Annotated in this window: 18 protein-coding genes; all 18 read right to left on the bottom strand. The window is 64.3% G+C overall.

Features of this window, described 5'->3' with window-relative positions:
• Nucleotides 1-176 precede the first annotated feature (176 nt).
• Complete coding sequence (gene fliQ / locus O7A05_RS11465) at nt 177-443, bottom strand: flagellar biosynthesis protein FliQ (protein ID WP_040989996.1); 267 nt, start codon at nt 441-443, stop codon at nt 177-179.
• Between the two features lie 22 nt (nt 444-465).
• Nucleotides 466-873 (bottom strand): flagellar hook assembly protein FlgD, encoded by a 408-nt coding sequence (flgD, locus tag O7A05_RS11460; protein WP_140632323.1) that lies wholly within the window; start codon nt 871-873, stop codon nt 466-468.
• A 1-nt stretch (nt 874) separates the two neighbouring features.
• Entirely contained in the window at nt 875-1,312 is a 438-nt protein-coding gene (flbT, locus tag O7A05_RS11455; protein WP_337093184.1) for a flagellar biosynthesis repressor FlbT, read from the bottom strand.
• Nucleotides 1,309-1,656, bottom strand: a complete 348-nt coding sequence (gene flaF / locus O7A05_RS11450) for a flagellar biosynthesis regulator FlaF (protein WP_337093183.1) — start codon at nt 1,654-1,656, stop codon at nt 1,309-1,311. Before flaF ends, flbT begins: the two co-directional genes overlap by 4 nt.
• A gap of 31 nt (nt 1,657-1,687) precedes the next feature.
• Nucleotides 1,688-2,737 (bottom strand): flagellar hook-associated family protein, encoded by a 1,050-nt coding sequence (locus O7A05_RS11445; protein WP_337093182.1) that lies wholly within the window; start codon nt 2,735-2,737, stop codon nt 1,688-1,690.
• 3 nt (nt 2,738-2,740) lie between these two features.
• Nucleotides 2,741-4,192, bottom strand: a complete 1,452-nt coding sequence (gene flgK, locus O7A05_RS11440) for a flagellar hook-associated protein FlgK (protein ID WP_337093181.1) — start codon at nt 4,190-4,192, stop codon at nt 2,741-2,743.
• A 29-nt stretch (nt 4,193-4,221) separates the two neighbouring features.
• A complete protein-coding gene (locus O7A05_RS11435) occupies nt 4,222-5,475 on the bottom strand; it encodes a flagellar hook protein FlgE (RefSeq protein ID WP_337093180.1) in 1,254 nt (417 codons plus the stop codon).
• Between the two features lie 91 nt (nt 5,476-5,566).
• Complete coding sequence (locus tag O7A05_RS11430; RefSeq protein ID WP_224514477.1) at nt 5,567-6,235, bottom strand: response regulator transcription factor; 669 nt, start codon at nt 6,233-6,235, stop codon at nt 5,567-5,569.
• 223 nt (nt 6,236-6,458) lie between these two features.
• Nucleotides 6,459-7,049: a transglycosylase SLT domain-containing protein gene (locus tag O7A05_RS11425; RefSeq protein ID WP_337093179.1), complete on the bottom strand. Its 591-nt coding sequence runs from the start codon at nt 7,047-7,049 to the stop codon at nt 6,459-6,461.
• Nucleotides 6,979-8,343, bottom strand: coding sequence for a flagellar hook-length control protein FliK (gene fliK, locus O7A05_RS11420; protein ID WP_337093178.1), 1,365 nt, complete (start codon nt 8,341-8,343; stop codon nt 6,979-6,981). The genes O7A05_RS11425 and fliK overlap by 71 nt, the downstream gene beginning before the upstream one ends.
• Entirely contained in the window at nt 8,340-9,785 is a 1,446-nt protein-coding gene (locus tag O7A05_RS11415; RefSeq protein WP_337093176.1) for a chemotaxis protein MotC, read from the bottom strand. The genes fliK and O7A05_RS11415 overlap by 4 nt, the downstream gene beginning before the upstream one ends.
• A complete protein-coding gene (locus O7A05_RS11410; protein WP_337093175.1) occupies nt 9,782-11,188 on the bottom strand; it encodes a MotB family protein in 1,407 nt (468 codons plus the stop codon). Before O7A05_RS11410 ends, O7A05_RS11415 begins: the two co-directional genes overlap by 4 nt.
• The gene (locus tag O7A05_RS11405) at nt 11,185-11,811 is read right to left on the bottom strand and encodes a hypothetical protein (RefSeq protein WP_337093173.1); all 627 of its coding nucleotides are present in this window, start codon (nt 11,809-11,811) and stop codon (nt 11,185-11,187) included. The genes O7A05_RS11410 and O7A05_RS11405 overlap by 4 nt, the downstream gene beginning before the upstream one ends.
• Nucleotides 11,812-11,814: 3 nt before the next feature.
• On the bottom strand, nt 11,815-13,461 hold the full coding sequence (gene fliF, locus O7A05_RS11400) for a flagellar basal-body MS-ring/collar protein FliF (RefSeq protein ID WP_337093171.1): 1,647 nt from the start codon (nt 13,459-13,461) through the stop codon (nt 11,815-11,817).
• A 173-nt stretch (nt 13,462-13,634) separates the two neighbouring features.
• Nucleotides 13,635-14,705 carry a flagellin N-terminal helical domain-containing protein gene (locus O7A05_RS11395; protein ID WP_337093169.1) on the bottom strand — a complete coding sequence of 357 codons (1,071 nt, stop codon included), beginning with the start codon at nt 14,703-14,705 and terminating at the stop codon, nt 13,635-13,637.
• A gap of 256 nt (nt 14,706-14,961) precedes the next feature.
• Entirely contained in the window at nt 14,962-15,948 is a 987-nt protein-coding gene (locus O7A05_RS11390; protein ID WP_224514468.1) for a flagellin N-terminal helical domain-containing protein, read from the bottom strand.
• A gap of 247 nt (nt 15,949-16,195) precedes the next feature.
• Nucleotides 16,196-16,927 carry a flagellar type III secretion system pore protein FliP gene (gene fliP, locus O7A05_RS11385; RefSeq protein WP_320245743.1) on the bottom strand — a complete coding sequence of 244 codons (732 nt, stop codon included), beginning with the start codon at nt 16,925-16,927 and terminating at the stop codon, nt 16,196-16,198.
• Nucleotides 16,924-17,418: a flagellar basal body-associated FliL family protein gene (locus tag O7A05_RS11380; RefSeq protein WP_337093168.1), complete on the bottom strand. Its 495-nt coding sequence runs from the start codon at nt 17,416-17,418 to the stop codon at nt 16,924-16,926. The genes fliP and O7A05_RS11380 overlap by 4 nt, the downstream gene beginning before the upstream one ends.
• Nucleotides 17,419-17,420 lie beyond the last annotated feature (2 nt).

Genomic DNA, 17,420 nt, shown 5'->3' with positions numbered 1-17,420 from the left:
ACTCGCCAAAGAGTGCGACCCAACAACAGGATGGCAAAGGCGAAAATGCGTCGGCGAAGCTTTAAGCCAAGCATCTCGCCGGTCTGGACCAAGATTTCGCTAATTCGCGCCTTCCAACTCGGCCAGGTCTATCATCTCGCTGCCCTCGCAAAGCCCGAGCGCATGCCGACGAGGCGTCAGAAGCCGTGTTCGATGCGCTCGAAGATGACGTTGGTGAAGGCCGAGATCTGGCTGCCGATGAACGGACCGGTGAGCGCTACCACGAGCATGATGGCGACGATCTTCGGCACGAAGGTCAGCGTGATTTCCTGGATCTGGGTCAGCGCCTGGATGAGCGCTATGCCGATGCCGACTACCATCGCCACGAGCACCACGGGGGCGGAAGCGGTGAGAACCGTCCACACCGCGTACTGGACGATATCGAGGGCATCGGCCTCGTTCATCGGCTGTCCCTTATGCGACCGGTTAGGCGGCCGGCTTGATCGACACGCCCGCGCCGACCGGAACCTGGGTGCCGTCCTGCAGCACCGCGATCAAGCCGCTGCTGGAGAGCGTCACCGAAGCCACCGTGCCGGTGGTCTTGCCGTCGGCCGAGGTGATCGAGCGGCCGATGAGCGCGTCGGCCTGCGACAAGGCCGAGGACTGCATGATCTGGTCAAGCTTGGTGTTGGTCTGCACCGACTGCTCGACCTGGGAGAAGGTCGCGAGCTGCGCGACATATTGCGTGGAATCCATCGGCTTGGTCGGATCCTGGTTCTTCATTTCGGCGATCAGGAGCTTCAGGAACGACTGGTAGTCCACCGCCGTCTTCGAGGTCTTCTGGCTGGCCTGGTTGGCGCCAACCGGGATCGTTGTCGTCATGTCCACGGCCATCCTATGCTCCTACAGCCAGTGCGCGCGGCGTTTCGGGAATGTCGTCATTGCTTTCGAGCGCCTTGCGCTCGAGCGGATAGAGCGCGCGGATCGCCTTCAGCGCCTCGTAGATCTCATCCTCGCCGACCATGCGGTCGATCTGCTTCAAGCTGTTGCAGATGTCCTGGTTGTCGAAGCTCGCGATCAGCATCGGCAGCGAGCGGCGGAACATATCGCGCGCCTCCGCGGCACCCGCCGGGTTGATCAGCATGATCTGCACGATGAAATAAAGCTGCCTGAGCGGCGTCGAGGCCTGGTCGGCCTGGATGACATGGCTTTCGAGCAGGAACTGCACATAGTTCATCAGCTCGATGGTGACCTTGCGGTCGACGCGGATGACCGCGCCGTTGATATAGATCTTCTCATTGGGCTTCAGCGAGATCTTCAGCGTGTTGGTCATTGGATGCCGTCTCGGATGATCTGGGAGACCTCGATCAATCCTTCGAAATTGTTGGTGCGGCCCTGGCGGATGTCCTCGGTCTCGCGCAGCAGCCAAAGGCCGATGGAGATCAGGTTGGCGCGCAACTCCTTGGGCAGGGCGTTGTCGCTGGAGCCGAGATCCTCGACGAAGGCGGTCCAGACGCGGTTGGTGAAGTGCAGCGCCTCGACCGCTTCCATCGTATCCGTGCCGACGGCGGCTGCCGCTGCCAGCATGTCGATCGAGCGGGTGAGCAGCTGCCGCTCCCGGTCCTTGGCATCGGCGACGGAGTCGGTCTGGATGTCGGCGTAGGAGAATTGATACATCGTCGGCGCTCTGGCGTTCCGGTTTACGTGTTCAAGTCAGATAGTTGAGCAGGCTGAGCTGCTGCAGACGCGCGGTCAGGGCGAAGGACGTCTCGATATGCTGCGTCAGGTCGGCGACGCGGGTCGCGGCCTCCGAGGGATCGACGCCCTCGAGATCGACGATATGCTTCTCGAAGAGGTCGACCTGGGTCTTCATGCGGTCGCTGGCGTCGGACACGCGCTGCTGGGCAATGCCTGTCTGAGCCCGTATCTGGGTGATGCCGCCGATGGCTTCGCCGACCAGCGCCTGCGCGCGGCTGACGACCGCGTTCCGGGCGGCCTCGCTGATGCTGCCGGTAAGCAGGCTGCTGACCATGGCGGACGCCATGGCGAGCTTGCGGATGCCCTGCTCGTTGGCGCTGACCGAGGTCTGGGTGGTTTCGTTGAGCGAGATGCGGCTGGTGATCTGATCGTCGGTGGCGCTCGACCAGTTGGCTTGCCAGCCGGCGCCCAGGAATTGCGGCTCGACCTTGGTGGTGATGAAGTCGTCCATCTGCGCGGCAGTGATGTTGGCTGCCGCCGGGTCGGTCTGGGCAAAGCCGAAATAGCTTGAGAAGGCGGCATCGAAGGCGGCCTTGGCCGGCGAGCCGGCGGCGTTGAAATCGTCGATCGGCTTGACGTCGGTGTTGGTGCCGGCAAACAGATATTCGCCGTTGACGCTGGTGTTCAGGATACCCGTCATCTGCTGCAGCGCCGAGGCGCCGGCGGTCTGCAGGATGCTGGTCGAGGAGTCGCCCGACACGCCGCTGGTCAGCGCCGACAGGAAGCTCTGCGCGGCACCGGCGATCTGGCCGAGCGAATCCTGGGTCGATGTCAGGCGCGCTTTGACGAGCGCGTTGGAATCGACGATCCCGTTCAGCCGGTCGAGGTCGCGCTGGAAGGTGACGGCCTGGGTCGTGCGGCTGCCCAGCGCCAGGCCGACATCGGCGACCGAACCGGTCTGCGATTCCTTGGTTGCCTTGATGAGGTCGGCCTGCATCTTCGCTTGCTGGTAACGCAGAGCGTTGGAGATGGCAGCAGAGGAAACGCCTGTCGCTTTCATGAATTATCCTACCGCGCTCATCAGGGCGTCCAACATGTCGCTCACGGTCTTCATCATATGCGCTGAGGCCTGATAGGTGTGCTCGAGGTCGAGTAGGAGGGACATTTCCTGGTCGACATTGACCCCGGTGTCGTTGGATAGCGCCTCGGCCGTTCGCGCGGCCAGCGCCTGCTTGCTGTCGGCATTGGCAGAGGCCTGCTGGCGCACGCCTTCGAACCAGCCGATGGCATTGGCCGCGTAGTCGGAGACGCCGGAGCTGGCGGCGATGCCGGCGGAGCTGTCAAAGGCCATTGGCTGATCGAGTTTGTTGCCGTAGCTGATCAGAAGGTCCGCATAGGATGCGCCGCCGGTGTTGACCACATAGGCTGCGCCGTTGGCGCCCCCGTCGCGCAACAGCGCGGGGTTGCCGCCGGCGCTCGGATCGAAGGCGGCGTTGACGCTGATCGTGCCGGCGAGGCCGTCGACCAGGGTGCCGGCGAACGGAATCGCCGGAGCGCCGGGCCAGGTGAACAGGCCGGCTGCATTGGGCTGCGATGGCGCGGTTTCGGCAAATGCCGTGACGAGGCCGCGCGCGATTTCGTCGAGCTGGCTCTGCATGGTCAAGGCCACGCCGTCGCGCAGCTTCAGAAGGCCCGCAAGCTTGCCGTCAGCGGTGGTGTTGTCGGCAGCGCCGGCCGAGACCGGCACGTTGTCGATGTAGACCGTGTTGCCGGGCGTGCCGGCCGAATAGCCGGACGACGGCGTGAAGGCCACCGAGCGCGGCACGGTCTCGAACAGCGTCGCGCCGTCTTTGGTGGTGATGACCATGTCGTTGTCGCCGCGCGTGAAGGTCGAAACCGGGACATATTCCGATATCTTCTTCAGGAGGGCGTCGCGCTGGTCGAGCGCGTCGGAGACGTCGGTGCCGGAACGGGTGCCCGAGATGACCGCCTTGTTGGCATCCTGGAACTGGCTGAGCAGCGAATTGAGATCGTTGATGGCGGTGGCGATCTGGCTGTCCGCCCGGGTGCGGAAATCCTGGATCGCCTGGGTACCGCTGTTCAGCGAATTCACCACTTGCTTTGCGGCGTCGACGACGCTGGTGCCGAGGTTCTGGTTCGAGGGCGTGGTGGCGTAGAGCTGCAGAGCTTTCTGCAGGTTGGCGATCGCGGTAGAGGGGGACGACGCGTTGTCGACCCCGTTGACCGACAGATCGAGCTGATCCATGCCGTTGTAAAGCGCGCTCTGGCCGCTCCATGCCGACAGCGCCGAGAGGTTCTGCCGGAACAGGAGATCATTGGCGACGCGCTGGATTTCCACCGCCCTGGCGCCGGGCGCCGTGCTGGTCACGACGGCGATGCGGCGGGTGTAGTCCGGGTTCGACGCATCGGCCACATTGCGCGATACGACGCTGGTCTGCTTGGACGTGGCCAGAAGCGCCGATTGGGCAATGCTTAGTGCGGAGGAAAGCGACATGCTGATCTTTCACGGGCGGCGCCCGTCGTTTATCTCTTCAGGTTGACGAGGACGTCCATCAGGTCCGAACCGGTCTGGAAGACCTTGGAATTGGCGGTGTAGCTGCGCTGCGCCGCAATCATGTTGGTCAGTTCCTCGGCGATATCGACATTGGAGTTTTCAAGCGCCCCGGAGACGATGGAGCCGAGCTTGCCTTCATTGGCAAAGCCGATGTGGACGGCGCCGGAATCGGTGCTCTGCACATAGACGTTGCCGGGCATGGCGGTGAGATTGTCGGGGCTCTGAACGTCGGCCAGCGGGATCTTGTAAAGCGCCTTGGTCGAGCCGTCCTCGAACTGCGCGTAGATGACGCCGTCCTGGCCGATCTGCACCTTCTGGATGGAGCTCGGCGCATTGCCGTTGACCTTGGCGTCGGCAACGGTGAAGCCGGTTCCAAGCTGCGTCAGCTGGGAGAGGTCGAGGTCCAGCGTCGAGCCGCCCGGTACCGTGAACGAGACGCTGTCGGGCGTGCCGGTAAGCTTGCCTGTCGTGGTGTCGAAGGTGAGGTTGGCTGATCCCAGCGCGCCGCCGGTATAGGGGAAAGAGGTGCCTGCGGTCGCCTTCGACTGATCGAAGACCGAGACTTCCCAGGTGCCGGCGCCGGTGTTGGTAAAATAGACGTCGAGCAGCTTCTTGTTGCCGAGATTGTCGTAGGCAACCAGCGAGGTTTTCGACGTGTATTCGGCGGTCGCGCTGTTGCTGGACGGCGGCGGGCCGGAGGGCGGCGTCGCGCCCGCCGGCAGGTTGCCGGAGAAGAGGCCCTCGGTGCTCGGCGTCGCCGTCATCTGCTGGTCGGAGATCTGCACCGGCACGAGGCCTTCGAAGCCGTTGGCGGTCGCGGCCGGGTCGCCATTGGCGTAGCTGTAGGCCATGAGCTGGTAACCCGCGGCGTTGACCAGCCGGCCTTGCGCGTCCGGAACGAACGAGCCGGCGCGGGTGAGGTAGGGCGTGCCGCCGGCATCCTGGACGACGAAGAAGCCGTCGCCGTTGACGGCAAGGTCGGACACCGAGGTGGTGTAGGTCATGACGCCTTGCGTGCTGACGGCCGAGCGGATCGTAGTGGTCACGCCACCGGAATTATAGGCACCCCCGGTTCCGGGCATGATCAGTGTCGAGAACTCGGCCGAAGAGCGCTTGTAGCCGGTGGTGTCGGAGTTGGCGATGTTGTCGGCCACCGCGGAGAGGCGGTTGGCCTGCGCGTTCATACCGGAAACGCCGGTGCGCATCATTCCGTAGAGGCTCATCGATGGATCTCCGCAGTGCCTTGGTAGCAGGCCATGAAATTAGGCCTCGTGTCTTGCGCGAGGCTGGCGCGAGACGTGCCTTGGGCGGCCATCAAAACACCAGCCGGTAGCCGAGGAACCTCTTGGAATCGATCGGGTCATGGCCGAGCTTCTCGCGCAGCTTCTTGCGCAGCTTCGAGATGTGGCTCTCCACCACGTTCTCCTCGACCTCCTCGTCGAAGATGCCGTAGATGGCGTTGAAGACCTGCGTCTTGGTCACGCGCCGGCCGCGGTTGCTGGCCAGATATTCCAGGATGCGCCGCTCGCGCCGCGGCAGCGGCAGCGGCTCGCCGTCGATCTCCGGATCGCGGCCGTCCATGAAGATGCGCATCGAGCCGACTTCGGTGTAGGCGGCTTCTTCGGAACCGCGACGGCGGATGGCGGTGATACGAGCGAGAATCTCGCGGATATGGACGGGCTTGCGAACGACGTCGTCGACGCCGCTTTCGAACAGCCGCAACGTATGTTCGAGCGAATGATGCTCGCTGAGCGCGATCACCGGCGCGCCGGTGCGGTCGCGGATCTGGCGCGGCGAGATCGCGCCCTCGCGGCAGTCGCCGATGAGAAAGGCCCTGACGGATCTGAGATCGGTGTCGGCGGCGGAACTCACCCATTCGCCGAATTCGCCTGGCGCGAAGCCGGCTGTGGCCACTCCCTCGCGGTCGAAAAGTGAAGAGTAGCCCTCTGTCACGAGCTCCCGCTCGTCAACGATCACGATCATCGGCCCGCCCTCCGAATCAAATTCACTTGCCCCGTGCGGAAAGGGGTACCCGGCTCGGCGAATCCTGAAAAACCATCATTTCTTGTAACTATTTTCTTGGGAGTTTTTTTGGAGCCCGTAATAAAGGCGGTCCCGCAGGTGTATTCGCGCCGAACTGTCGGCTGGCGATATGGACGCCGGCGAGCATGCCGGCGAGGGTCGATCGATGTTCGAAGTTTGACAACTATTGATTGCAGAAAGCGCTGGCATTCGGCGTCCATTTGCCGAAGCCGGTGGCGACCATGTTGGCGATGACTCGGCAGACATAGACCTTCTGCGCCGGGTCGTTGTCGGGGCCGGCATGATAGCGGGCGACGGCCATCGACCAAGTCATATGCCGGGCATGCAGGCTCACCAGGAAGCGCGCCGCGTAGTCGACATTTTGATGCGGGTCGAGCATGTCCTCGACGCTGCGGAACTGCGCGCCGTGATAGCGATGGTTGATCTGCATACAGCCGAGGTCGATCAGCGTCTTGCCCTCGCGACGGGCATTTTCGAATGTGGCGAGCGCTTCGGTGCGGCTGCGAGGAAAGACAGCTTTTCCTTCTATATTCAAGGCATTAGGCTGAAGGCTGCCTTTCTTTCCGGTTTCCGTCAAGCCGACCGCATAGAGGATGCCGGCCGGCACGCCGTAGCGGTCGGCGGCACGCAGGATCTCCGGCTCGCAGGGATTGGCGGTGGCGCCGGCCGTGCCGACGGCGAAACTAGATATACATATCGTCGTCAGCACGCTCGCGAAGAGGCGAAGCGGCACGAGCGAATTCCTGTGCGCCATTGCCATCGTTCCTTCCCGGTTGCCGGTCGCCGCCCCCGCCGTTGCCGCCCGAATTCCCGGGCTGGAACGAAGGCTGGTCGCGGCCTGTCGACATCGGCATGCCGCCGCTTGCGTCGGCGCGGCCGGCCGCATGTGCTGCTATCGAAGGTTGCAGGATCGTAACCTTGTCGACATCGAAGCCGAGGCTGCGCATGGACTTGACGATGGTATCGCTGTCGGCGGTGAGACGGCGGTATGCCTCGTGTGTCTCAGGCTTCATCTCAATCGAAAGTTGCTCGCCTGAGAGCCGCAGGCTGGCGGTGACTGATCCGAGCTCCGAAGGGTGGAGTTCGATCTTCAGCACATGTGTCGGAACGGCAACAGAATTGGTCGTCTGCAAGCCCGCCGAGGCGCTTGCGAAGGCTTGCTGAACGCCCTTTTCGGAGGCAAGCGTGTCAACCAGCGCCGATGCCGTCTGGCCGATCGGGTTTTGCGCCGGCGCTGGGAAGCTCTGCTGGCTGACGACTTCCATGCGGGCGGCGGAAGAAGGCGGCTTGCCCGGTGTCTGCTGCGTAGCCGATTGCGATTGTAGGGAGGTCTTGGAGACGGAAGCCGGCCGCCAGCCTTGCAGCGATACCGCGCTGTCGGCCTGCGGTTCGTTCCCTTGTGCCGGCACGATTTTGCTACCCATGCGCCCCGGCATGTCGAGAGCCACGTCAGCCTTCACCGGCTTCTGCCCGAAGTCAGGCCCGTGATCTTCAGCCGCCGTCGAACGGACGGATCGCGACTGCGGCTCGCCGGAACCGTCGACCACCCTGCGCTTGCCCGGGCGCAGCGGCAATTCCAGCGATCCGCGCTCGCCGGCGCCATCGTCACCGTCGGCGGAACTCTTGCCGCTGGTGCCCGACGACTGCGCGAAATGCTTCATGTCGCTCAGCGCCATCAGCAACGGCAAGCGGTCTTGCAGCGGCGCGGAATCGTCGGCTTGCGCCGTGGAATCTTTGTCCGTCGTCGGCTTCGCTTGATGTGTCTGGGCGGTGGTCTTGGCAGACTTGCCCGCGGTTGCTTTCTGCGAGCCGGTTTTAGCCCGCGCGTCGTGATCGGGCTCTTGATTGCCGTTGTCGGCCGATGAACGCTTTGCGGGATGTGGGTCCGGCAATGCGAGCCCGGCCGCGGGCTTGTCCTGGGGCCGATCGGGCTTTTCCATCCCGTGCACCATCTCGCCGAAATTCTGATCGTTGTCCTTGCCGCCGGCGGCTTGCTGGCGGGGCTGGGTCGAAGCAAAGCCCGGCAAGGTCTGGCTGACGCTGGTCATTTGGGGGCTGCTCCGAGGAGTTGGTCGATCTGGTCGAGCTGACGGCGCGTGCTGGTCACCGCCGCATCGATCGGATCTTGCGCATCAGTCATCGTCGCCGGCGCGGATGCCTGCACCACCGGGGCGGCGTCGGTCGGTGCAGGAGCGGCCGCCGGCGTTTCAGCCGATGTTTGCGCCGGCTGCGGGACAGAGGCCTGCGCGTCTTTCGCTTGATCGCGCGGCGCCGGATCGCTCGCCGCGACCGCCGGATCGCGTGCCGCGACCGGTGGCTGGTCGGGCATCGCTCCTTCCACCGCAGGCAAGTCCGCATTGGCCGAATCGGCCGAGGCTTCCGCCGCGGATTTCGCATCCTCGCCTTTTGCGGCGGTTGCCGGTGCAGCGTCGGCTTTCGCGGCCGCTTTCACCGGTGCCATCACTTCGCCCGCGACAGCCTGCGCGGCGTCGAGCAGGTCGCGGTCGCCTTGCGAAAGCTTGCGACGATCAATTTTGCCGAGCTTGGCACGCACTTCGTCGACATTGGCCGACGTCATGGTGGAGAGGCTCGAATAGAGCTGGGTGCGCGGGTCGTCCTGGTTGCCATTGCCGTTGCGGCCCAGCTCCGCCTTGGCAGAGGCGAAAGCCGAGAGCTCCGTCATGCCGTCGATCGCGGCGCGGCGCGCGATGCGGAGGTAGATCACCTTCTCGCGCTCGGGATCCATCATCGAGGTGATGTCGGCGATCTTGTCCTGGCTGATCGCCATGTGCAGCGTGATGACGCCGGAAACGAAGGCGTCGGCGAACTGGCTGGCGTAAGGCGAATAGAGACAGGACGCGACATATTGGGTCGAGGCGAGCGCGAAGCGGGCGGCGTCGCCCTGCGCGGCCGCGATGCCGACGGAGCGGCGGAGCGCAGCCTCCTCGACCAGCGTGCCGGGGCTGAGCAGGCGCGCCTCGTCGAGCAGCCTAAGCGCTGCTGCCGGGTCGTCGGTCGCAAGCAGCGAGCCCTTGACCAGCGCCAGGAAGGCGCCGAGGTCGGCGGGCACGACCATCGGATCGATCGGCTTCAGCGTTTCGATCGCCTCGGCCGGCCGTCCGTTCAGATAGGCGACAACGCCCTTGGCGATGGCGAGGCTTTGCGGGTCGGTCACCGCGCGCGAAGCCGCCGCCGCGACCGTCACCGGATTGCCGCCGCTCATGCCATAGACGAGCAAGGCGCGGAAATTCTTCGGCTCCTTGAAATCCTCGGCATTGGCGTTGCGCATCCGGGCGTCGATCATTTCGAGGAGCTTCGCCTGCATCGGCAGCGCGGCATGATCGCCGCCGGCAATCCGGTCCTGGACCAGCTGCAGCGAACGCACCAGCTGATAGGGCTGCAGCGCGTCCTGCGCGAAGGCCGCCCACGGCGACCCTGCGGCAAGCAATAGCAGCGCTACCGCGCAGCCGATGGCGCTCCTGCCCTTCATCCGCCGGCCGTCATCAGGATTTCGATGCGCCGGTTCGCGGCCGCCATCGGATCGGAGGCGATCTTGGGCTGCCGGTCGGCGAAGCCCGCGACCTCGGTGATGCGGCTTTCGTCGACGCCGCCGCGCACCAGCATGTAGTAGGCTGAATGGGCGCGCGCGGTGGACAGCCGCCAGTTGTCGTAAGTGTCGCTGCGGAACGGCCGCGCGTCGGTGTGGCCGCTGATAGTGATGGTGCCTTTCTTCTGGTTGATGATGTGGCCGACCTTTTCCATCGCCAGCACCAGCTCACGACGCGGCATGGCCGAGCCGATCTCGAACATGCCGAAATCCAGCTGGTCGGTGATCGAAATGACGACGCCCTTGTCGGTGGCCTCGACCGAGACGCCGTCGGCCAGCTTTTCGCCCGGCAGGAACGCCTTGGCGAGTTCCTTCTTGATATCCGCCGCTGCCTGTAGAGCGGCTTTGCTTGGCGCCTTGTCACCTTTGTCGGCGGTCTGCTCGGGTTCGGCCTTTTCCGCCTTCGCAGGTTCGGCCGCTGAAGCCTCGCGCTCGTCGGCTTCAGCTTTCCCGGTTTGGGCTTTCTCGGTCTTGTTTGCTTCGCCCGACAGCTTCCCGGCGTCGCCTTGCGCAGCTTTTGGCCCGCTCTTGGCGTCGGTCTTTTCCGGGGTTGCCAGCGGCTCCAGCGGCGCGGCCGTCAGCGCAGGAGCGGCCGGAACGGCCTTCACCTTCGGTACCGCGACGGTGGCGACCTTCTCGCCGGGCCTGACCGGATCGCCCTCGATCCTGGCGCGTTCGGCGGTGGCCTCGGCGCCGGGCGCCGCCACCTGCTGCGACCAGAAATCCGGTGCGAACGGATCGCGATAGGATTCGCCGCCGGACGCGCCGGTCGCCGGACCGGCCGCCTGAGCGCCGCCTTCGCCCTTGGCGCTGACGTTCTGCATCACGCCCGTATCGGCGGCGATCTCCGCCAGCACCGCGTAGGGATCGGCAAACAGCTTTTCGTCAGACAGCTGGGCATCCTGCGCCCCGGCCTTGGTCTGGCGGCGTTCGGAGGAACCGGCGCCGCCCTTGCCGTCATCGCCCGCTTTGGTCGCGCCCTGTTGCGGGTTGTCCGCAGTCAGCCCGACCTTGCTCGGGCCGTCGCCGAGGTCTTCCAGGCCCTTGCGGCTGGAGTTGCGGTCGATCAGCTCGACCGGGTTGAAATAGCTGGCGACGGCTGCCTTGGTCTGCTCGTTGGCGGCGTTGATCAGCCACATGACGAGGAAGAAGCACATCATCGCCGTCATGAAGTCGGCGAAGGCGATCTTCCAGACGCCACCATGGTGACCGTCGTCATGATCGTCGTGATTGCGCTTGACGATGATGATCTCGTGCCGGGGGTCGGCATGGTCGACGGCGCTCATGACAGGACCTCCGACAAGGACGCCGACCACTCGGCGACACGCGTCTCGAACACCGTTTCGTCAATGGTGACCGTCAGGTCGAAGCCCGGCGCCTCGCTGAAGTCGAGATTGGCGGCGCGGGATCCGAGCGCTGCCTTCAGCGGCTGGAACAGCGAGAGCGGTCCCCGGACACCGATGCGCACGGCCTCGCTGTCGGCGACCGCGGCGCTGATAACTTGCGAAAGCGCCTGCAACGAACGTTGCTGCAGGTCGTCGCTGAGAAGGCCGCCGACCATGCGGGCGACGGTTGCGCCGGCAAGCTCGGCAACGCGCCGCTCCATGGCTTCGATACGTGTGGCGACGGCAGCGCCGACGTCGCCGCCGAAGCTTTCAAGGAATGCTTTCGCCGCTTCATCATTGGCCCGTCGCTCGGCGTCGAGCTCGGCCTGATGGGAAAGCGCAAGGCGCGCCTCGAGTGCCGCCTCCGCCTCGGCCACAGCTTCGGCGATCAGCGCGCCGATGTCGGCCTGCGGCGGCGGCGCGGCCGGCATGTGTTGGACGTCGCGATCCTTCGGCGCCTGACTGGCTGCCGAGGTCCGCGACCCGAAATCGGGCAGGAGATCGAAGAGGGCTGCCGAAGCCATGGCCTAACCCACGGCTTCCGGGGCGGCAGCCCATTTGCGCAGGATCTGTGCGGTGCGCTCCTCGTTGAGATCGACCATGCGGGCAAGCCGCTCCTGCGGCGCCGGCCGGATCTTCTGGCGCAGGTCGTCGAGCGGGGTTGCGCCGGCGCGCGCGCCGGCCGGAGTCTCGGCGGTGATCGCGGCGACGGGTGCGTCGGGCGTCGGCAAGGAACGCTGCACGTCGTCGAAGCTTGGGCCGGCAATGGCAGCGGGCTTCGCCGACGCCGTCAATGCTGCGGCCATCGGCTTTAGGCCGAAGAAGGCGACCAGGAAGACGACGACGACGAAGGCGCCGGCATTGATCAGCGTGCCGGTATAGGTGCCGATCGAGGCAAGGATGCCAGGCTGGTCGATCGGCTCGCCGTCGAGGCCGTTGATGAATTCGACCGCCGACACGTCGATGATGTCGCCGCGCTTGTCGTCGAAGCCTGTCGCCGAGGCGACCATCTTCTGGATATCGGCGACGCGCTTGGCGATCTGCTCCGGGGTCGCGTCCTTGCCGAGGATGGTCTTCAGGCGATCCTGGTTGACGACGACAGCGATCGACATTTTGTTGACCGTGTAGCCGTTCGAAACGGTCGCGATCTTCTTGGAGTTGATCTCGTAGTTGGTGATCTCTTCCTTGCGATCGTTCTGCGAGGTGGATTGCGGTCCCTCGGTGGTGGTGGTCTGCGTCTCGGGCAGGTTCTGCTCGACACTGGTCGGGGTCGAAGCTTGCTTTTGGTTGCTGGCTTCGTTGGTCTTCACCGATTGCACCGAACGCTCGACGCGTGAGTTCGGATCGAAGATCGTCTCCTCCGTCTGGCGGCTGTCAGTGTTGACGTCGGCCTTGACGCTGGCGCGGAAATTATCCGGGCCGAGATAGGGTGTGAGCGCGCGGCGGATGTTGTCGCCGATGTGCGCCTCGACCGTCTGCTCGACGCCGAGCGTGCGCACGGCGCTCGTGTTGGACGGGTCGTCGCCGGCGGCCAGCAGGTTGCCGTTGGAATCGAGCACGGTGACCTTGTCGGCCGAGAGGCCCGGAACAGCCGCGGCCACGAGGTGGCGGATCGACAGGGCGCTCTTCTCGGCATCATTGCCGGCATAGCGGATGACCACCGAGGCGGAGGGCTGCTGCTCGTCGCGGCGGAAATTGGCGCGCTCGGACATGACGATGTGAACGCGCGCCGCCTTGACGCCGGAGATCGACTGGATGGTGCGCGCGATCTCGCCTTCCAGCGCGCGCACACGGGTGATCTGCTGCATGAAGGAGGTGAGGCCGAGCGAACCGACATTGTCGAACAGCTCGTAGCCGGCATTGGCGCTGGTCGGCAGGCCTTTCTCGGCAAGCAGCATGCGCGCCTGCGCGGTGGTGCCGGCCGGCACCAGCACGGATGTGCCGTCGGAGCCGACATCGAAACCGATGCCGGCATCGGCAAGCACCAGGCCGATCTGGTTGACGTCGGAACGCTCGAGGCTGACATAGAGCGTCTCATAGGCCGGACGGTTGAGATAGACCGACGCGATGCCGATGACGGCCATGACCAGGGCCGCGATGCCGCCCATGAGCGCCAGACGCCTCACGCCGAAGCTCTTCAAATTCGCGATGATGCTCTGGATCTGTTCCGGCACGATTCAACCGCTCCCAGCATGACTGTCCGCTGGAAGACTAGACCGCGAAGCTTGTGCGAGGATGATAGGCCTGCCGCCGAGGTCCAGCAAAGCGTCGATCCGGCATCTTGTCGAGAAACGAAAAGGGCCGTGCCCGAGGCGCGGCCCTTCGCTGGTCAGAATATTTCTGCCGCTTAGCCGTTCTTGAACAGCTGCAGGATCGACTGCGAGGAGCTGTTGGCGATCGACAGCGACTGGATGCCGAGCTGCTGCTGCACCTGCAGCGCCTGAAGGCGGGTCGATTCCTTGTTCATGTCGGCATCGACGAGCTGGCCGACGCCGCGGTCGATGGAGTCCATCAGGCTCTGGGTGAAGGTCTTCTGCAGGTCGATCGAGCTCTTGGCGGCGCCGAGCACGGTGGCGGCGTCAGTAAGCTGACTCATGACATTGTCGATCTTGGTGACCATCTGCGTGATGATGTCGTCGGTCACGCCCGTTGCCGTGATGTCGAGATTGAAGGCGGAGACGTTGTCGATCTTGACGGGCGTGCCCGACACAGCACCCTGGCCCGCGGTGTTGGCGGCGATGTCAGTGGCGCCGCCGGCGATCGAGGCCGCGTAAGCGGCATCATATGCCGACTGGTCCGCGGCGGTGGAATAGATCGAAGTCTTGCGATCGAGAATGCCCTGGTTCTTGACGGCCGTCGCGAGGCCGGAATCGAACAGTTTGGTGCTCTCGACATTGATGTCGATGGTGCCGAGCGTGATGGCGCCGGACGAGGAGCGATTGAAGGAGGAGACGATCTGTGCGTCGGGCTGAACGCCGTCATTGGCGGCCGCGACCTGCTTGGACGTCACCGAAAGATAATTCGAGCCGGAGAAGGTGGCGGCGTCGGCGAAGGATTTCATCTGCGCCTGCAGCGTGGTGATTTCGGTCTGCGTCTTGGCCTTGTTGGCACCCGATTGGCCGACAGCTGACAAAAGCTTGGTCTTGATCTGGCCGATCGTCGAAAGGACGTTGTTCATGCCGGTATAGGCGGTGTCGACCTTCGAGGCGCCGAGGCCGAGCGCATCCTGCACGGTCGACAGCGCGGAATTGTCGGAGCGCATGGTGGTGGCGATCGACCAGTAGGCGGCGTTGTCGGAGGCCTCGGAGACCCGGTAGCCGGTGGAGATCCGGGCCTGCGTCTGCTCGAGCGATTTGTTGGTGGCGTTGAGGCTTTGAAGTGCAGTCAACGCCGCAGCGTTCGTCATGATGCTCGCCAAGAAACTCGCTCCTTCTCAAAGCCGGCATGCCACACAGGCCGGGTCTCGACCTGCCCATCGGTTGCGATCGTGCCGGTCGGGCCGATTCGACAACCTAGTGATTGGTTAACCATACCTAGCGCGATATGGTTAATGGCCTGTTAAAAGTAGGCTTCGGAGAAGTTAAGGAACGAGGGTTGCGCGAGCCTTGAGCAAACGCAAATCGGGCCGCGCTTTTGGCGCGGCCCGACGCTTTGGTCCGGTCAGTATAGAGCGATCAGCCGCGGAAGAGCGACAGGATCGACTGCGACGAGCCGTTGGCGATCGACAGCGCCTGGACGCCGAGCTGCTGCTGAACCTGCAGCGCCTGGAGGCGGGTCGATTCCTTGTTCATGTCGGCATCGACAAGCTGGCCGACGCCGCGATCGATGGAGTCCATCAGGCTCGAGGTGAAGGTCTTCTGCAGGTTGATCGAGCTCTTGGCGGCGCCGAGCTTGGTGGCGGCGTTCGTCATGTCCTTCAGCGCGGCATCGACGACGTTCATCATCGCCTGGATCTGAGTGTCGCTTGCAGCGGTGGTGCCGGAGAAGATCTTCAGGCCGGCGACCGAATAAGTGTCGGTGGCGGCGGCAGCAGCGCCCAGGGTCGGGGCCGAGGCCGTGGTGACAGCGGCGCCGGTGGTGCCGAGGCGCTCTGTGTCGAGGATGCCCTTCGCGGTCGGGGCAGCGCCCGAGTCATAGAGCTTGATGCTTTCCACATTGACGTCGATCGTCGAGATCGAAACCGCGCCGGTGGCGCCGCGGTTGAACGCCGATACGATCTTGACGTCCGCCGCCGTGCCCGAAGCCGTCGAGACCGACAGCATGTTGGTGCCGGAGAACGTGGCGCCGTCGGCATAGGCCTTCAATTGGTTCTGAAGAGCGGCGATTTCGACCTGGGTCTTTTCCTTGGAAGCATCCGTCTGGCCATAGGAAGCGGTCAGCTTCTGCTGGATCTGGTTGATGGTCGAGATCGCGCTGTCCATGCCGGTGTAAGCGGTGTCGACCTTCGAGGCGCCGAGGCCGAGAGCGTCCGAAACGGTGGACATGGCCTGGTTGTCGGAGCGCATCGTGGTGGCGATCGACCAGTAAGCGGCGTTATCCGAAGCCTGGGAAACGCGATAGCCCGTCGAGATGCGGGCCTGGGTGGTGTCGAGGTTCTTCTGGGTGGCGTTCAAGCTCTGCAGCGCGGTCAGCGCCGAGGCATTGGTCATGATACTGGCCATGGCTACTCGTACCTATTTTTTACACGGAATTTTTTACATACCGGCATGTCCGGTATGACGGTGCGGCATCATGCCAATGACCGCTCAGTTGGGTCACCCGCCATCTGCGAGCGACTATGGCGGCAAGTTGCTACCAAAGACCTAAATCGGACGGTTAATCGAAAATAATGTTGGAAGACTTGCGTGCACCTTCCTCAATCCGTCGAGAGGTGAGGCGACACGCCTGCGCGCGGTCCGGCAGGAACGATCAGGTGAAGGATCGCACCAGGCTGCCGACCAGAAGGTTCCAGCCGTCGATCAGCACGAAAAACAGGATCTTGAACGGCAGCGATACCACTGTCGGCGGCAGCATCATCATGCCCATGGCCATGGTGACGGTGGCAACGATCAGATCGATGACGAGGAAGGGCAGGACGATCAGGAAGCCGATCTCGAAGCCGCGCCGGATCTCCGATATCATGAAGGCCGGCACCAGGATGCGCAGGTCGACGGTCTCGCGCGAGACGGTCTGGCCGCGCTCCCGGGCGAGGTCGGCGAAGAGGTCGAAATCCTTGTCGCGCACATTGTGCAGCATGAAGTCGCGGAACGGGCCGGAGATTTTCTCGAACGCCTCGCCCTGCGTGATCTGGTTGTTCATCAGCGGCTTCACGCCGGTGTTCCAGGCCTGGTCGAAAGTCGGCGCCATGACATAGAAGGTCATGAACAGCGACAGCGAGATCAGGATCAGGTTGGCCGGCGTCGATTGCAGGCCGATGCCGGCGCGCAGGATCGAAAAGGCGATGACGAAGCGGGTGAAGCTCGTCACCATGATCAAGAGCCCGGGCGCCACCGAAAGCACGGTGAGCAGGCCGAACATCTGGATCAGGTAGCCGACAGTCGTGCCGTCGGCCTTGCCGATGCCGCCAAGATCGAGCTGCTGGGCCGCCGCGACGGAGGTGGTGACGACGATGAGCGCCGTGGCTATGAGGAACTTTCTCATTCGAGCAGCATCGTCCTGACGAGAACCTTTTTGACGTGGCCGCCGCTGCGCAGCGCCGCGCGCTCCTCGAGATCGGCCTTGAGATGCTGATAGCCGCTGGCGCCCTCGATCTGGTGCAGCTTGAGGGTGCGCACGAATGCGAGCAGATCCTGATGGACCTGCTCGGCCATCTCCGGCGGCTGGGGAGCATCATAAAGCAGCGACGCCTCGAGCCGGATCCAGACGTCCGACGGCGAGGCGAGATTGGTGGTGATCGGGGCCAGTTGCACCAGCGTCGGTCCGGCGGCGGCCTTGCCGCCCTCGGCGGGTTTTTCGGCGGTGCCGGCGTTTTCCGGCGCCGCGGGCACCGGCGCCGGCGTTTCGCCTTGCTTGAGATAGCCGCCGGAAAGCCAGCCCATGCCGAGCGCAGCGCCCGTCATGACCAACAGCATGGCGAGCTGGATCACCAGGGAGGGTCCCTTCTTGGGCTGGACTTGCTCGACATTCGCCACGG

It is taken from the genome of Mesorhizobium argentiipisi (SeqCode), assembly GCF_037179585.1.
Taxonomy (GTDB): domain Bacteria; phylum Pseudomonadota; class Alphaproteobacteria; order Rhizobiales; family Rhizobiaceae; genus Mesorhizobium; species Mesorhizobium argentiipisi.
This window is presented reverse-complemented; position numbering and strand designations above follow the sequence as displayed.

Excerpts from the sequence above, each read along its gene's own strand:
- O7A05_RS11435 (WP_337093180.1), bottom strand. The coding sequence starts at position 5,475 with ATGAGCCTCTACGGAATGATGCGCACCGGCGTTTCCGGTATGAACGCG.
- flbT (WP_337093184.1), bottom strand. The coding sequence starts at position 1,312 with ATGACCAACACGCTGAAGATCTCGCTGAAGCCCAATGAGAAGATCTAT.
- O7A05_RS11415 (WP_337093176.1), bottom strand. The coding sequence starts at position 9,785 with ATGAAGGGCAGGAGCGCCATCGGCTGCGCGGTAGCGCTGCTATTGCTT.
- O7A05_RS11430 (WP_224514477.1), bottom strand. The coding sequence starts at position 6,235 with ATGATCGTGATCGTTGACGAGCGGGAGCTCGTGACAGAGGGCTACTCT.
- flgK (WP_337093181.1), bottom strand. The coding sequence starts at position 4,192 with ATGTCGCTTTCCTCCGCACTAAGCATTGCCCAATCGGCGCTTCTGGCC.
- O7A05_RS11425 (WP_337093179.1), bottom strand. The coding sequence starts at position 7,049 with ATGGCGCACAGGAATTCGCTCGTGCCGCTTCGCCTCTTCGCGAGCGTG.
- O7A05_RS11445 (WP_337093182.1), bottom strand. The coding sequence starts at position 2,737 with ATGAAAGCGACAGGCGTTTCCTCTGCTGCCATCTCCAACGCTCTGCGT.
- flgD (WP_140632323.1), bottom strand. The coding sequence starts at position 873 with ATGGCCGTGGACATGACGACAACGATCCCGGTTGGCGCCAACCAGGCC.
- fliQ (WP_040989996.1), bottom strand. The coding sequence starts at position 443 with ATGAACGAGGCCGATGCCCTCGATATCGTCCAGTACGCGGTGTGGACG.
- O7A05_RS11405 (WP_337093173.1), bottom strand. The coding sequence starts at position 11,811 with ATGGCTTCGGCAGCCCTCTTCGATCTCCTGCCCGATTTCGGGTCGCGG.
- flaF (WP_337093183.1), bottom strand. The coding sequence starts at position 1,656 with ATGTATCAATTCTCCTACGCCGACATCCAGACCGACTCCGTCGCCGAT.
- fliK (WP_337093178.1), bottom strand. The coding sequence starts at position 8,343 with ATGACCAGCGTCAGCCAGACCTTGCCGGGCTTTGCTTCGACCCAGCCC.
- fliP (WP_320245743.1), bottom strand. The coding sequence starts at position 16,927 with ATGAGAAAGTTCCTCATAGCCACGGCGCTCATCGTCGTCACCACCTCC.
- O7A05_RS11390 (WP_224514468.1), bottom strand. The coding sequence starts at position 15,948 with ATGGCCAGTATCATGACCAATGCCTCGGCGCTGACCGCGCTGCAGAGC.
- O7A05_RS11410 (WP_337093175.1), bottom strand. The coding sequence starts at position 11,188 with ATGAGCGCCGTCGACCATGCCGACCCCCGGCACGAGATCATCATCGTC.